The sequence below is a fragment of the Streptomyces coffeae genome, from assembly GCF_016741875.1.
Taxonomy (GTDB): Bacteria; Actinomycetota; Actinomycetes; order Streptomycetales; family Streptomycetaceae; genus Streptomyces; species Streptomyces coffeae.
In genome coordinates this window covers 55,181-70,005 of record NZ_JAERRF010000012.1, presented here as the reverse complement: position 1 = coordinate 70,005, position 14,825 = coordinate 55,181, and the positions used below count along the sequence as shown (strand labels likewise).

12 protein-coding genes are annotated in these 14,825 nt (G+C 69.4%); 7 read left to right on the top strand and 5 right to left on the bottom strand.

Going from position 1 to position 14,825, the window contains the following annotated elements:
- Positions 1-12 precede the first annotated feature (12 nt).
- The gene (locus tag JK363_RS21580) at positions 13-213 is read right to left on the bottom strand and encodes a hypothetical protein (RefSeq protein WP_201876627.1); all 201 of its coding nucleotides are present in this window, start codon (positions 211-213) and stop codon (positions 13-15) included.
- A 166-nt stretch (positions 214-379) separates the two neighbouring features.
- Between JK363_RS21580 and JK363_RS21575 the strand changes: the two genes are divergently transcribed.
- Positions 380-1,612 carry an Acg family FMN-binding oxidoreductase gene (locus JK363_RS21575; RefSeq protein ID WP_201876626.1) on the top strand — a complete coding sequence of 411 codons (1,233 nt, stop codon included), beginning with the start codon at positions 380-382 and terminating at the stop codon, positions 1,610-1,612.
- 45 nt (positions 1,613-1,657) lie between these two features.
- On the opposite strand, the gene JK363_RS21570 is transcribed toward JK363_RS21575, so the two are convergent.
- A complete protein-coding gene (locus JK363_RS21570) occupies positions 1,658-2,326 on the bottom strand; it encodes a CBS domain-containing protein (protein WP_201876625.1) in 669 nt (222 codons plus the stop codon).
- A gap of 157 nt (positions 2,327-2,483) precedes the next feature.
- Between JK363_RS21570 and JK363_RS21565 the strand changes: the two genes are divergently transcribed.
- Positions 2,484-4,925, top strand: coding sequence for a glycoside hydrolase family 65 protein (locus tag JK363_RS21565; RefSeq protein WP_201876739.1), 2,442 nt, complete (start codon positions 2,484-2,486; stop codon positions 4,923-4,925).
- Between the two features lie 239 nt (positions 4,926-5,164).
- Positions 5,165-6,148, top strand: a complete 984-nt coding sequence (locus tag JK363_RS21560) for a trypsin-like serine peptidase (protein WP_201876624.1) — start codon at positions 5,165-5,167, stop codon at positions 6,146-6,148.
- A gap of 93 nt (positions 6,149-6,241) precedes the next feature.
- Here JK363_RS21560 and JK363_RS21555 read toward each other — a convergent pair whose 3' ends face one another.
- Positions 6,242-7,399 (bottom strand): amidase domain-containing protein, encoded by a 1,158-nt coding sequence (locus JK363_RS21555; protein WP_215911150.1) that lies wholly within the window; start codon positions 7,397-7,399, stop codon positions 6,242-6,244.
- 231 nt (positions 7,400-7,630) lie between these two features.
- Entirely contained in the window at positions 7,631-8,578 is a 948-nt protein-coding gene (locus JK363_RS21550) for a trypsin-like serine peptidase (RefSeq protein WP_201876622.1), read from the bottom strand.
- Between the two features lie 259 nt (positions 8,579-8,837).
- On the opposite strand from JK363_RS21550, the gene JK363_RS21545 reads away from it, so the two are divergent.
- Positions 8,838-10,181, top strand: a complete 1,344-nt coding sequence (locus JK363_RS21545; protein WP_201876621.1) for an erythromycin esterase family protein — start codon at positions 8,838-8,840, stop codon at positions 10,179-10,181.
- Between the two features lie 59 nt (positions 10,182-10,240).
- Here JK363_RS21545 and JK363_RS21540 read toward each other — a convergent pair whose 3' ends face one another.
- Complete coding sequence (locus tag JK363_RS21540) at positions 10,241-11,248, bottom strand: ArsR/SmtB family transcription factor (protein WP_201876620.1); 1,008 nt, start codon at positions 11,246-11,248, stop codon at positions 10,241-10,243.
- Positions 11,249-11,418: 170 nt separating this feature from the next.
- On the opposite strand from JK363_RS21540, the gene JK363_RS21535 reads away from it, so the two are divergent.
- From JK363_RS21535 to JK363_RS21525, 3 genes are all read left to right on the top strand, one after another.
- The gene (locus tag JK363_RS21535) at positions 11,419-11,823 is read left to right on the top strand and encodes a hypothetical protein (RefSeq protein WP_201876619.1); all 405 of its coding nucleotides are present in this window, start codon (positions 11,419-11,421) and stop codon (positions 11,821-11,823) included.
- Positions 11,824-12,276: 453 nt separating this feature from the next.
- On the top strand, positions 12,277-13,677 hold the full coding sequence (locus tag JK363_RS21530) for a WD40 repeat domain-containing protein (protein ID WP_201876618.1): 1,401 nt from the start codon (positions 12,277-12,279) through the stop codon (positions 13,675-13,677).
- A 434-nt stretch (positions 13,678-14,111) separates the two neighbouring features.
- A complete protein-coding gene (locus tag JK363_RS21525; RefSeq protein ID WP_201876617.1) occupies positions 14,112-14,795 on the top strand; it encodes a restriction endonuclease in 684 nt (227 codons plus the stop codon).
- Positions 14,796-14,825: the final 30 nt, after the last annotated feature.

Sequence of the window (14,825 nt, the reverse complement as noted above, 5' to 3'; positions counted from 1 at the left end):
GAAGCTGTGACGTCAGCGCACTCGAGGCGACATCGGGCTGCACGTCGTCACCCGGGCCATGCCCTCGACGATGGTCAGGTCGGGGTGGAGCCGAGCCGGCTCGGCGTACGCATCGTGCACGACCCGCTTCGCCCAGTAGTCATGGTCGTCCGCCGTGCCGTTGGTCGGCTCTCGGCCGCGCGCGTCGAGACCCACGGTGACGACGTATGCCATGGGCGTGTCCATTGCGCGAGAAGCCACTCCAGGACGCGAGTACCCCACGAGTTCCTTTCGGCCCACAACGGGGCCCATCCGGCCCCTCGCTCGAGGGCTTTCCGCCCCAGGACACCGCCTATCCGCGGTGACACATTGGAAGTGCGGACAGGGAGGCTGAATATCGATGCATGCTCACGTCGGCGACCAACTGATCGTGGAAAGCCCCACCACGGGTGCCGCCAAGCGGGATGGTGAGATCGTCGGGCTCCACCACGACGACGGGACACCCCCCTATGACGTGCGGTGGTCGGACTCCGACCAGGTCACCCTGGTGTTCCCCGGTCCGGACGCACACATTCACCACATCGGGCACGGGCCGGAAGGGCAACCGGAGGCGACCGGGCATCGCGTATCCGCGGCGGCGCACCGGAGCGCTCGTCCATTCTCCGACGCGGTAGTCATGGATCTGGTGCGGGACGCCACGGCCGCCCCCTCGATGCACAACGCCCAGCCCTGGCGGTTCCGGTACTTCCGGCGCAACCGCGTCTTCCACCTGAAGGCCGATCTCCGGGGCTCTCTGCCGCACACCGACCCCGAACTCCGCGCGCTGCACATCGGCTGTGGTGCCGCCCTGATGAACCTGCGGGTCGCGGTCGCACACGAGGGCCGGCAGGCGGTGACCCGGTTGCTGCCCGACCCCGGCGACCCGATGCTGCTGGCCTCCCTGACACTGACCGGCCCGCTCGGTGAAGAGGACGATCCGGCGGCTTTGTACCCCGCTGTGCACACCCGGCACACCAGCCGGTACCCCTTCGCCGAGACGGCGATACCCGACTCCGTGCGCACCGCTCTCGTCGAAGCCGCACACAGGGAGAAGGTTTCGCTGGCCTTCCCCTCCGGGTGGCATCTGGGGTCGGTTCTGGACTTGATTCAGGAGGCCGAGACCCGCAACCTCACCGATGCCGACACCGCGGCGGAACTGGCCCGCTTCACCCGCAGGGCGGACGATGCCCGGCCGGCCACCGAAGGAGTCCCGGAGCATGCCTTCGGGCCCCGCCGCCGGACCGGCAAGGCCCCCGTGCGGGATTTCGCGGGCGGCAGGACGGTCCCCGGCCGCCCGAGCGCGGATTTCGAATCCGTCCCCCACCTGGCGCTGCTGAGCACCGCACACGACCGGCCCGAGGACTGGCTGCGGGCCGGTCTGGCGATGGAACGGGTACTGCTGCGGGCCACCCTCGAGGGACTGGCCACCTCGTTCGTCACCCAGGCCCTCGAATGGCACGAGCTGCGCTGGCCGCTGCGCGACCCGACGTCAGGCATGGCATATGTGCAGATGGTGCTGCGGCTGGGGTACGGCCGCCCCGGTACGCGGACTCCCCGAAGGCCGGTCCAGGACGTGCTGGACGTGGAGCCGTAGCGCCGACGCGCACCCCGCAGGAATCCCTCAGGTCACGTTGTCGAGTCACGTTGTCGTGCCGGCGGCGTCGTCCGGTCCTACGCCCCGGAAATGGCATTCGACGTCAACGACGCCCTCCACGGCCCGGGTGAGACGCGCGGCCACCGGGATCAGCGCGGTGTCCCGCAACTGCCCGCTCAGGGTGACAACTCCGTCGGCCACCCGAACGCGAACGCTGCTGTTGCCGGGGAACAGGTACGACACCACGGTCTGCCGGACCTCCTCCTCGATGTCCTCTTCCGGACGGAGGAAGACCTTCAGCAGATCCCCCCGGCTGACGATGCCCTGCAACTTCCCCTCGGCATCGACCACGGGAAGCCGCTTGACCCCTTTGACGGCCATGATCCGGGCCGCCTCGGGCAGGGTGGCGTCCGTGTGCACGGTCACCGCCGGGGAGGTCATCAACTCCTCCGCCGTCACCGCCCCGGCCTTCGCCAGCTCGGGGCGGTGCCGCAACCGCTCGACGCGGTCCGGGTCGTCCCGGAATTCCTCCTTGGGCAGCAGATCCGCCTCGGAGACGACACCGATGACCCGCCCCTCGCCCTCCAGCACCGGCATGGCGCTCACCTGCCACTCGCCCAGGGTCCGCACCATCTCCTTGAACGGCGCGTCACGCCCGACGGCGACCACCGTCCGTGTCATCACATCACCCACGATGTGCGGAGTCTCGGGCACGGGCCTTCCTCCTCCCTCCACCGCTCCGCACGGCGTTCCGACGCCCCCACCATCTCCAGTGTCCGGCCAACGGGTGTCCCCGTGCCACCGGAGCGGATGCGCACCATGCGGAGGCAGGATGGAAACACGGCAGCACACGGGAAGGGCTGTGGTCACCATGGAGCCGCCCGTCGCCCTCGGCCCGGCGAGGCCCGACTGGACGTGGCCGTACGAGGGCTACGAACCGGCCGGGGAGCGGCTGAGGGAGTCGTTGTGTGCCCTGGGTAACGGCTACTTCGCAACCCGGGGCGCCCTCCCCGAGTGCGACGCGGACGCCGTTCACAGCCCCGGCACGTACGCCGCGGGCTGCTACGACCGGCTGGAGTCCGAAGTGGCGGGCCAGCGAGTGGAGAACGAGGACCTGGTCAATCTGCCCAATTGGCTGCCGCTGCGTTTCCGAACCCGCGCGACCGACACCGCCGACGACACAGCCACACCGTGGTTCACACCGGACACTCACACCCCGCTCGACCACCGTCTGAGGCTCGATCTGCGCGCGGGGATCCTGGAACGCACCACGCGCTACGCGGACGGTGCCGGACGCCATCTGCGCGTGCGGCAGCTGCGTCTGGTTCACATGGGCGATCCGCATCTGGCGGCGCTGCGGACCGAGCTCACGGCCGAGGACTGGTCGGGGCAGCTGGAGGTGGAATCGGCGCTGGACGGCACGGTCGCCAATACGGGCGTCGCCAGGTACCGGCAACTGGCCCATCAGCACCTCACTCATGTGCACACGGGTACCGCACCCGCCCGCGACACGATCTGGCTGCGTTGTCGCACCAGCACCTCCGACATCCGCGTCGGCATGGCCGCCCGTACCACCACCGACGGCGGCGGAGCCACCGCCACCGCCCATGAACCCGGGCGTGCCTCCATTCTGCTGCGGTTGCGTCTGGAGCGCCGCCGGACGGTGACCGTTGACAAGTGTGTCGCCCTGCACACCTCCCGCGACCCGGCGATCAGCGATCCCCTGCACGCCGCCATCGACCGCGTGGGCCGTGGGCCCGACTTCGAGACGCTGATGCGTTCACACCACACGGCATGGGATCAGCTGTGGCGGGCGTGTGATGTGGATGTGCCCGGGGAAGCCGGGCGGATCCTGCGGCTGCACCTGTTCCATCTGCTGCAAACGCTCTCCCCGCACACCGCGGACCTGGACGTCGGGGTGCCCGCGCGCGGGCTGCACGGCGAGGCGTACCGGGGCCATGTGTTCTGGGACGAGCTGTTCGTCCTCCCCTTTCTGAACCTGCACTTCCCCGAGGTCTCCCGGGCCCTGCTGAACTACCGCCACCGAAGGCTGGAACAAGCCTGCTTCGCGGCCCGGGACGCCGGACGGGCGGGCGCGATGTACCCGTGGCAGAGCGGGAGCGACGGCCGTGAGGAGACCCAGCGGCTGCATCTCAATCCGCGTTCGGAACGCTGGCTCCCCGACCATTCCCGGCTCCAGCGCCATGTCGGATCGGCGGTCGCCTACAACGTGTGGCAGTACGGCGAGGCCACCGGGGACACGGAGTTCATGCACACCAAGGGCGCCGAGATGCTGCTGGAAATCGCCCGGTTCTGGGCCGACGCGGCCGCCTGGGACAAGGCCCGCGGTCGCTACCGGATCCTCGGCGTGGTCGGCCCCGACGAGTATCACGACGCCTACCCCGGGGCCTCCCGTCCCGGCATCGACGACAACGCGTACACCAACGCCACCGCCGCATGGGTCCTCGCCCGCGCCCTCGACCTGCTGCGCTCCCTGCCCCAGCCGCGCCGCCGGGACCTTTTCGAGCGCACCGAGCTGGCCGACGCGGAGCTCGATGTCTGGGAGGACGTGTCCCGGAGGCTGCTGGTGCCCTGGCACCGCGGGCTCATCAGCCAGTTCGAGGGCTACGGTGAGCTCACCGAGCTCGAGTGGGACCACTACCGCAGCGCTTACGGCGACATCCGGCGACTGGACCGGATCCTGGAGGCGGAAGGCGACACGGTCAACCGCTACCAGGCGTCCAAACAGGCCGATGTGCTGATGCTCGGCTACCTCTTCTCGCCGCGGGAGCTCCACCGGCTCTTCCGGCGACTCGGGTACGAGCTGGACGACACCATCTGGCAGCACACCGTCGACTACTACCTGCGCCGCACCAGCCACGGCTCCACCCTCAGCAGCCTCGTCCACGCCTGGGTGCTGCCCCGGGTACGGCGGGCGGATGCCTGGCGGTACTGCCAGGAGGCACTTGCCGGGGACATCGCCGACCTGCAAGGCGGCACCACCGGGGAAGGCATCCACCTCGGTGCGATGGCCGGCACCCTCGACCTCGTACAGCGGGGCCTGACCGGTCTGGAGCCTCGCGGTGGGACACTGCGACTTGACCCCGTGCCCCTTCCCGAACTCTCGCGCTTCGGGCTGTCGATCCGCTACCGGGGCCACTGGGGAGTGCGCCTTCGACTGACGGCGCATCAGCTGCGGATCACCGTCCCTGCCTCCGACCGTGAACCCATCGACGTGGCGCTGGGCGACCGCACCGTCTCCGTGCCCCCGGGCGAGACCTGCCTGCTGCCACTGCCGCTGTCGCACGAGTGACCGGCAAGATCCAGGGGTCCACGCGTTCCGATGAGCCGTGGAGGCTTGACGATTCGAGCTCCACGAGGTCGGCATTCGGTGGCCGCACCGGTGACGTCCGGCCAAGAAATAGGTTGGCACGACCCTGACAAGTCAAGATTCCCGTGGCACGCTGCCTCACGCACGTCTATCCGCACCGCTCTTCATTCCCCCACCCTGCCCGGACCCGACCCGTCCTGGCACGGCAGAAGGAGACATGCGTGAGACGCCATCGCACTGCCGCGGGCATTCTGCTGGCCGTTGGAGCCCTGCTCACCGGCGGCCTCCTCGATGCCGGTGCGGCCAACGCGGCACCCCCCGAATCGGCCTCCGACCCCTCGGCAGCGGCTCGCACCGCCTCGACCACCGAACAGCACAGGGCCCGTACCTTCTGGACCGCCGAGCGGATGCGCGCGGCCACCCCGCTCGATCTGGAGCTGACCCCGCAGGCCGCCAAGAGGCTGCAGACCCCCAGGACCGGTGGCCGGTCGACGACCGTCGAACCCACCGCCGCCCCCGCCTCCTTCCCGCAGGCCGGTGGCCCGTGGACCGGCCGCGGGGCCGTCCTCAGCACCTCGGGCCGGGTGTTCTTCACGTACCAGGGGCGTAACGCCTCGTGCTCCGGCAACGCCGTGACAAGCCAGAACGCCAGCACCGTCATCACCGCCGGACACTGTGTGAAGTACCAGGGCAACTGGCACACCAACTGGGTCTTCGTGCCCGCCTACAACAACGGCGACGCACCGTACGGCAAGTGGGCCGCAGCCAAGACACTCACCACCCCGCAGTGGGAGGCGAGTCAGGACATGAACAACGACGTCGGCGCCGCGGTCGTGGCCCCGCTCGACGGCAAGAAACTCACCTCGGTCGTCGGTGCGCAAGGAATCCAGTTCAACGGCGGCTACAACAAGCCGATGTACTCCTTCGGCTTCCCGGCCGCCGCACCGTACGACGGCACGAAGCTCATCTATTGCAGCGGCAACAGCTCGAAGGACTTCCTCCTCACGCAGGATCACGGCCTCGCCTGCAACATGACGGGCGGCTCCAGCGGCGGCCCCTGGTTCACCGGCTTCAACGAGGCCACCGGCACCGGGCTCCAGGTCTCCGTGAACAGCTTCGGCTACACCTTCTGGCCGAACCAGATGTTCGGCCCGTACTTCGGTGATGTGGCGAAGGCCCTGTACGACAAGGCCCAGAACACCTGACAGCCGGCCACGGACCGACACACACCAAGTCCGTCAAGAACCCGCCGCCCGGACCGGAGGAGCCGGGCGGTGGGACTGGCGGCAGGGAACGGATCAGGTGCGGTAGGCGTAGTACGCGGAGTTCGGGTACGACGCGATGATGCTCGCCACCGACCGGCGGTAGGTGTTGGTGGAGTGGTAGGTCAGGTACGGCACACCCTGCGGGCTGCGGTATGTGACGATCATGGTGTGGTCCTTGGACCCGTCCTTGTCGAAGTCCACCTGGAGCACATCGCCGACATCCATCTGGTAGACGTGGCCAAGGCTGGTGACGCGCTTGGAGTTCAGCGCGAACCAGGACCACTCGTTGACGCCGACGAACGAGTCCGACTGGATGTCGGCGTTGCCGAACCACTTGGTGTAGTCATACACATAGCCGGGCACGTGCTTCCAGCCGCCCGCCTTGAGGGACTGGCTGACAAAGTTGGTGCAGTCGCCGCCCGCACCGTGCCCGTTGAAGTTCGGGTAGGCCGGGTTGTAGTTGCTCCAGTACTTCTCCGCGTAGGCAGCCATCGCCTTGTAGTCGTAGCGGCCGCTGGTGAGGTTCTTCGGCTTGGCGGGCGCGGGCCAGGTGATCGCGGCGCGGGGGGCTGACGGCATGTTGTCGTCGGCGGTGGTGGCGGCCGTCCTCGGCTTGACGGGCTGATTGACGGCGAGATAGCCGTCGTCCGTCTCACGGATGTCGGTCAGCCGCCAGTCGCCGCTCTCGTCGGCCCGGAACGTCAGCTTGTGGTGCGCCTGGAACCCGGTCGTCCTCGGCTCGTCACCGTGGACCTTCTTGTACACCAGCTTCGTGGTCTCCGTAACCGTGACGACGGCCTTGCGGCCGTTGACTCGGGTGCGGTCCAGGGTGACGGAGGTACCGCCCGCGCTGTACTCCTCGCCGTACCTCGCGAGGCGGTCCTTGCGGTCGCCGAGCTCGCCCAGGGCGCTGTCCTCGGTGCGAGCGGACTCGGAGGAGAGCGCGACCTTGCCGGAGAAGCCGTCAGTCAGCGGCCCCTTCTTCTTGCCCGGCTTGTCGACCAGCGCATTGGTGCGGTCGGTGAAGACCGCGTCGGCCAGCCGCTGGAACGTCGCCTTCGTCTTGGCGTCCACCTCGGGTTCGGTCGTGGTGGACGCGCCCGCGTTCCAGTTGGGCAGCAGGGCCGCCCCCGCGACGGCCGAGGCCGCAGCCGCCGTGATGATGGTCGCCCGGCCCCGCGTACGGCTCAATCTTCTTGACTTCACTGAAGTTTCCCCTCTTTCCCCCGGCCCAGGTATGCCGAGGTAGGAGGAATCTTGCACGCTGTGTGTGGCTTGTGTGAAGCGGTTGCCCTCCTGGCCGCACGGGAGTTACCCGACCGTCATCATCGCCCGCAACCGCCCCACCACATATGGTGACCATCAGCGGGCCCTGCCGCAGAGCCGGCGCCCGGACCCCGCGCGGCCCTCCGAACCAGGGGCTCAGCCGCGCTGCGCCTGGTCGTACACCGTCTTGGCCGTGGCACCCAGCACCGGCCCGTACATCTTCTTGCCGGTCTCCAGCCCTTCGCCGTGGCTGTTGACCGAGACCAGAACGCCCTTCCCCGTGGTGGCGTTGAAATCCGCCAGCCACGGGCCGCCGCTCGACCCGCCCGCCATACCGCAGGGAATGACCTGCTCATCCGCCTGCGGAGCCTGCTTCGCCTTACCCGTGCAGTGGAGAAGCTCTTCCCCGCGCGACGGGCGCGACGCGGGGTAGCCGAAGGCGTGGATCGCGCCGCCGACCGGGCGGTTGAAGGCGATGGCCTGGCCACCGACGACGTCCGTGAGCTTGCGGCCCGTGGTGTCGGCGTCGACGACAAGCGCGGCCAGGTCGTTGGTGGACTCCTCGGCCCAGGTGCGCGGGGTGAGGCTGGCCCGGACCGCGAAGGCGCCGTAGGGCTGTTGGCCCTTGTGGTAGCCGGGGACGAAGACCATCTCGATGTGGGTGAAGTCGGGTGCGGATCCCCGGCGGACACAGTGGCCCGCGGCCATGACCACCGAGCGGTTGGCGCTGTTGACGGCGGTGGCCGTGCACCAGGAGTCCTCACCGTTGCCGTTGACGAAGAAGAGCCGCCCGACGGACTTCATCTCGGTGCCCTTCCAGGGCGTGACCTTCGGATCGGTGGGCCCGAGGTCCGTCGACTCCCCAACGGCCTTGATCCGGGCGGGCGTCCAGTAGGCGAGGGCCTCACGGCGTTCCTTCGCGGTGTACGCCACCTTGGAAACAGCTGGGGCGGCCACCTTCGCGGCAGGAGCCGCGGCCCCGCCACCCGGAGCGGCGACGGCGGCCGACGCGGAAGTGATGACGGCGAGGGCGGCGCCCGCGGCCATGAAGGTGGTGAGGGCGGTGCGGGCGGTGATCCGGCGGCGGAGGGAGTGGGCGGCCATGTGCGGAAGTCTCCTCGGCAAGGTGCTCGGCAGTGCCTGTGGGTGTTGGACCGTCAGTCCGTAGGCGAAGACGAGGGGTCGGCGGTCCGGGTTTCCCACAGAGTGGACTCGTAGGGAATTCCCTCGTGCGGCCCGCCACCGGCCACAATCCTCCCCCGCGAGGGGGGCTGACCAGTGCTGCGTTCGGGGGCTGCCCCCACCGGGAAACATGGGGAAGGCACGATCGCCGTGCCGGTTCCCCGCCGGGATGCTGTGATCCATGAAACGACATCTGCCGATTCTTCTCATGGTGGCTCTGGCCAGTCTGGGGGCGCTCGTCACCGGTGCACCCGCGGAGGCCGAGCCCCGGCGGGACGAGCCCGCCTTACGCGCTCTGGAGCGGGCCGCCCTGCCGCTCCGGTCCACCGCACCGTCCGGGCCGACCAGCGATCTGCGTCCGCTGGGCCGGATGGTGAGCGACGCGAAGATCGTGGGACTGGGGGAAGCCACGCACGGTTCGCATGAGTTCTTCACCATGAAGCACCGCGTCCTCCGCTACCTGGTCCGGGAGAGAGGTTTCCGGACGTTCGCACTGGAGGCCCCCTGGAGCACCGGGCAGCGGCTCGACGCCTACGTACTGCGGGGCGAGGGCGATCCCCGACGGATCATGCGAGAGGAGTTCCAGAACTCCTACCGGGAGTGGAACAACCGCGAATACCTCTCCCTGCTCACCTGGATGCGCAACTACAACAGGGCCCATCCCGGCGACCCTGTCCACTTCATGGGCAACGACTTCGGCTACTCCGGGGCGGGCATCTATGACACGGTGACCGACTGGGTCCGTGACCACGAGCCCGCCCTGCTGCCCGAGTTCACCGAGTTGTACCGCGGGCTGCGTCCCACGGTAGACGTGAACACGTACATGAACAGCTATCTGGCCAAGCCGCTCGCCGAGCGGCGGCAGATGGCCGCCAGGACCGCCAAGGCCCGTCAGCTCCTCCAGCGGCAGCGACCGGATTCCCGGGAGGAGCGGGACCGGTTCGACTGGATCCTCCAGGACGCGACCGCCATCGCCCGGACCGCCCGCGGGTACGCGTTCGACTTCGGCGACCCCGAGCAGGGACGTGCGGCGATGCGCTACCGCGACCGTGTCATGGCCGACAACACGGTGTGGTGGCAGCGGAAGACGGGGGACAGGATCCTGCTGTCCGCGCACAACGCCCATATCGCCTACGAGACCTACGATCCGGAGCACTACCCGCGGATGCAGGGTGCCTTCATCCGCGACCGTGTCGGCCGGGACTACGTGAGCATCGGCTTCACCTTCGACCGCGGAGCGTTCAACGCGGAAGGCGGCGACGGGAAGTACCGGCGGTTCACCGTGGGTCCCGCCGCCCCGGGCAGCAACGAACACACCCTGGACCGGGTGCGTCACCGTGACTACCTGCTGGACCAGCGCACCGTCGCTCCAGCGGCCCGGGACTGGCTCGCCACCGCCCGCCCGACCCGGAGCATCGGCACCGCGTACCCGCAGCTGTCGACGTTCGACATCCCGCTGCTGCCCAGCCACGATGTGCTGATCCACCTGCACCGGGTCACGGCCTCGGGGCTGCTCCCGGACTGAAGGTCGTCGCAGCGATGGCCACGTGCGGGAAGGGGCGATGGTGAAGTGCCGCAGTGCCGTTATCGCCTGCCACCCACCGCCTGGGCGCGGGGCGCGGGCCCCGGGCCACCCGTCCCGGCGAGCAGGTCCAGGCCGAGCGGGGTGCACGAGTGCCAGACGGCCTTGCCGTCGCGCTCAGTGGTGATCAGCCGGGCCGCGCGCAGCGCCTTGGCGTGCTCGGACGCCGAGGACTTGGCGATGGACAGCTCGGCCGCCAGGTCGGTCGTGGTGCGCTGCCGGGTGAGCAGCCCGAGTGCGGCGGCCCGGGTGGACCCCAGCAGGGCGGCGAGCGGTTCAGCGCGCGGCACCTCGCCGAGCAGCGGCAGCGGGCTGAGCGCCGGATAGACCAGGACGCTGGGCAGGCCGGGCCGCAGGGCCAGCATGGGCCAGCCGCTCCACACGGTGGTCGGCAGCAGCACCAGACCCCGTCCGTCGAGTTCGAGCAGCGCCTCCTCGGGCCAGTCGAACTCCAGCGTGGTACCGCGCCATCCGGGCCCCGGAGCCAGCCCGGCCAGAGTGGCCCGGATGCCCTCCTCGGCCAGCAGCCGGGTGCGCCAGGCGCGTTCGGCGTCGAAGGCGGACCGGATGGTGCCCCATGACTCCCCGAGCACGCTGTCGTACGCGGTACGCAGGGAGTCGGCCAGCAGCCGCCAGGCGTCACGGTCCTGATCGGCCAGGGCGCGAAGCCAGGGGGTCACCGGGCGGCGGCCGGCCGAGCAGACCCGGTCGAGTTCCGAGCGCACATAGCCGCCCGGCGTGGACAGGACTGCGTCGAGCCCGTCGTCCAGCCCCCGGCTGAGCGGATCCATGAACAGCGGCCCCCGGCCCGAGGGCGGCACCAGTTCCAGCAGCGGCCGCGCCCCCCGCGGCAGGGTCCGCCGCAGCGACTGCTGCCATCTCCCGAAGACGGGCGGCAGCCCGATGCGCTGCATCGCGGCCAGGGCCAGCCCCAACTCCATCAGCGGCGCCGGCTCGCGGGCGAACGTCACCCTCAGCAGGTCATCAGCCGTGAACCGCACACGCAGCATCCCGCTCCCGCCCTCCCCCAGGGGCCCGTCCCCCGTGGTCAGGCCCGCGCGGTCACGGTTCGGTCAGGACCGAATCCATCGCGGGCCCCTGGGGGTCGCCTCGATTGTTGGCGGTGCGACCGGTGAAGCGTAAGGAGCGAACCGGACAAGCCACAGGAAAGGCGACCCCAGTGACACACGCAGCCCTCCGCACCCGGATGCGCCGCACCGCCCTGGTGACCGGAGCCCTCATCACCCTGGCCACCGCGACGGGCACCGCCGCGGCCACCGCCTCCGCCGCCTCGCCCGGGTCGGGCGCCCGCGTCACGGCGGCGCCCTCCGACTGCCCGAAGTACTACTTCTGCGGCTACAAGGACGCCAACTACCACCGCCTGGCCTTCACGTTCAAGGACTGCTACCTCCAGGAGATCCCGGACGGCCTGAACAGCGGCGGCTCCTGGTACAACAACCAGTCCAACGGCACCAAGGCGAAGATGTACGACAAGAACAAGCACCTCATCTACACCACCCCGGGCGCCCCCTACGGCGCCCCCCACGGAAACTGGGCGCCGGTCTGGTACATCGACGCCTGCTGATGCTCGCCCGGGGCGGCCTTCGGGGGAAGCCGTCCCGGGCGACGCGCCCCCGGCGCCACCCGCCCAGGGTGTGTGGGCGAGGACGACGTCGGCATCGGTGTCACACAGATGGACGCGATGCGGTCGTCGGTGAACGACGGAGGGCGCGATGCGGTGGTAGCCGACACCGGTGCCGGTGTGGATGGTGTTCGGCTGCCGGACCGCGGGGTCCTCGTCATCGCGGTCGGCGGGCTCGGGGTGTCCACCGATCAGCGGGACGAGGACCCATGGGCGCGCAGAGCGGGCGGCCAAGGTGCTGCCCGCTCTGCGCGCGCTGCTGCGGTACGTGTGCTGCGGGTACGTGTGCCGCGTCCACGAGTTGAGCACCGTCGGCATGCGTGAGCAGCGCTGTCGGACACCTCTGCGAGCATCAGGTGCGTTGCGTCCGTACCACCAGTTCCAGAGGAGACGACGATGTCGACCGACATGTACGGCGTACGGGTTCTTGCCGTGGATCCGGATGAACTCCGTGCCAGATTCCAGGTGTTCGTCGTCTACTACGACACCGGCTCCCGTACGCACACCCCACTGCCGAACGAGGAGCCCAACACCTTTCTGCACTTCCTCTGGGAGGCCGCATCCGGCTATCTGGACGACGGGGACGAACGCAAGGGCCCGCTCGGGCACGTCGTGAGCACCGACCAGCTCCTCGACTACGAATGGGCCGACACCAACGCCCGCCGGTTCATCTCCCGGGTCGAGCGTGTGGAGCGTCGCAACTACCCACTCTCGGACAAGCAGTGGGAAGACATGCACGACTTCTACCACGAGCGCGGCGGGTCCTGGCAGGACGAGGACCTGCTGATTCAGGCCGAGTACGAGATCCAGGTCACCGACCGCAGGTGGCTGGAGCCGCTGAGCGTGGGCGACGGCTGGGGCTCGGCGGCCTTCCCGCTCAACGGCGACAGCTGGACGGCCGAGGACTCCCCGCACATTCCTGACCTGGCCCGACCGGCCGTCACCCTGCGACCGTTCGAGACCACGACCGGCAGCGTCACGTACGACCACATCAACGGGATGGACTTCTCCGACGACGGCACGTACCTGGCCCTGTGCAGCGATCAGGGGCGGGTGTGGGTCTACGACACCGCCGACTGGAGCGAGGTGGTGCACACCCGCGCCGATGGCTGGTTGGTGCCGCTGATGATGTGGGTGCCGGGCGGTCACATCCTCGTGGTCAAGGACTACAGCAGTGGCAACGAGCCGGAGGAGGAGAAGCAGTGGGCCTACGACGTCGACCGGCGGGCGGAGACCGAGGCACCCTTCCAGGCCGGGAATCTGCGCTCCCGCGACGGCACGTACGGCATCAGCCCGAACCGCGCGGGCGAGGGCGGCTTCGATCTGCACGGCGACGAGCGTGAGCCCTCCCGTCGGCTCTCCCACGCGGGCACGTGGGACCCGATCCAGTGCACGGCCTTCTCCGGTGACTCCTCGCGGCTCTTCCTCGGAGCGCAGCAGAACCTCTACGTCGTCGACCCGATGGCGGGCGAAGTGATCGACAAGGTCGACCATGCCTCGAAACGGCTGTTCACCCTCGCCTCGAACGAGGACGGCAGCTATCTGGCCATCGGCAGCTTCAGCCGCAAGCTGAGCTATCTGGAGTTCGGCCAGGAGCGCCCGCACGAACTGTGCGTCTGGCGGATGGCCGACAAGAAGATCATCCTCGGCCGCCAGCTGCGCAGCTACGTCGATGCCCTCAGCTGGTCCCCGGACAACCGCTGCCTCGCCGCCGCCCTTGAACCCCTCTCCAAGCAGAGCTTCCACCGTGGCAAGACCGAGGTGGCCATCTTCCCGATGGGCCCGGTCGACGACTGAGAACGTCCGCCGAAGGACCGGGCTGACCCGCTGTCAGTGGTGGATGCGAGTATGTGCAGTTGCTGGAATGTCCGCAGGCTGAGGGGGGAACCGATGCCCAGGATCGGCGCATACTTCAAGAAGGACGGCACGAAGGTCTCGGCCCACTGGCGCTCGCCGGTGGGGGCGAAGGCTCAGACGGCACTCCTCGGTGTGGTCGCGCTGGTCGTGATCGGAGCGAGTGGTGGCACTGGATCCGATACCGGCTCTGGTTCCGGTTCGGGTTCCAGTTCCGGTTCGGGTTCGGGTTCCGGTGCGGAGCGTGGCAAGGCTCCTCAGCCGCGGGAGTCGGTGCGCTATCCGATCAAGTTCGAGAGAAGCGGGAAGGACCGGAAGCCGGAGCCTCGCTCGACGGTGTCCTATCCGATCAAGTTCCACTCGGGGGGTGAGCGGGGATGAGCCGACGTTCTCCCGCAAGGCCCCGTCGGCGGCGGCGTTCCAAGAAGGCTCCGGCTTCCGACCCGTTAGTGGTGCTGATCGTCGCCGCGGCGGCGATTGGCCTTGTGGTGACGGTCGTGACCTGGCTGTTGGAGCACTGGTGGATCCTGGCCGTCGCTGGTTTCGTGGCCGCGGTCGCGGGTGGCGGATGGCTCTATCACCGAGGCCAGCGTGCGCAGTGGGAGGCAGTACGGAGGCGGGGGCTGCGGTATGCGCTGGCGCAGCTGGACGCGTTGCACCACCGGCAGTTCGAGCACGCCGTGCGGGACTTGATGAGCAGGGACGGCTGCTCCGACGCGGTCCAGGTGGGCGGGGCCGGAGACAACGGGGCAGACGTCAAGGCCACGGATCCTTTCGGGCGCCGCTGGGTGATCCAGTGCAAGCACCGCCGGAACGGCCTGAACGGCTCCCCCGTCGGGACCCCGGATCTGCACGTACTCAACGGAACCGCCCGGCAGTTGCACGGTGCGGACGTCGTGGTCCTGGTGACGAACGGCCGCTTCACCTCCAAGTGTCCTCCGCTGGCCACGTCGCAGCGGCTGCATCTGGTGGACCGCCGTCTGCTGGGTGAGTGGGCGGGCGGCTCCCAGCCCCTGTGGGAGTTGCTGAACCGGCTCCCCCCACCGCGCAGACCGTCCTGACGGGCTCAGGGAGTGGCGCTCAGCACTCGG

Coding starts and splice junctions, on each gene's coding strand:
- JK363_RS21580 (WP_201876627.1), bottom strand. CDS start 213: ATGGCATACGTCGTCACCGTGGGTCTCGACGCGCGCGGCCGAGAGCCG.
- JK363_RS21575 (WP_201876626.1), top strand. CDS start 380: ATGCATGCTCACGTCGGCGACCAACTGATCGTGGAAAGCCCCACCACG.
- JK363_RS21565 (WP_201876739.1), top strand. CDS start 2,484: ATGGAGCCGCCCGTCGCCCTCGGCCCGGCGAGGCCCGACTGGACGTGG.
- JK363_RS21550 (WP_201876622.1), bottom strand. CDS start 8,578: ATGGCCGCCCACTCCCTCCGCCGCCGGATCACCGCCCGCACCGCCCTC.
- JK363_RS21545 (WP_201876621.1), top strand. CDS start 8,838: ATGAAACGACATCTGCCGATTCTTCTCATGGTGGCTCTGGCCAGTCTG.
- JK363_RS21540 (WP_201876620.1), bottom strand. CDS start 11,248: ATGCTGCGTGTGCGGTTCACGGCTGATGACCTGCTGAGGGTGACGTTC.
- JK363_RS21530 (WP_201876618.1), top strand. CDS start 12,277: ATGTCGACCGACATGTACGGCGTACGGGTTCTTGCCGTGGATCCGGAT.
- JK363_RS21525 (WP_201876617.1), top strand. CDS start 14,112: ATGAGCCGACGTTCTCCCGCAAGGCCCCGTCGGCGGCGGCGTTCCAAG.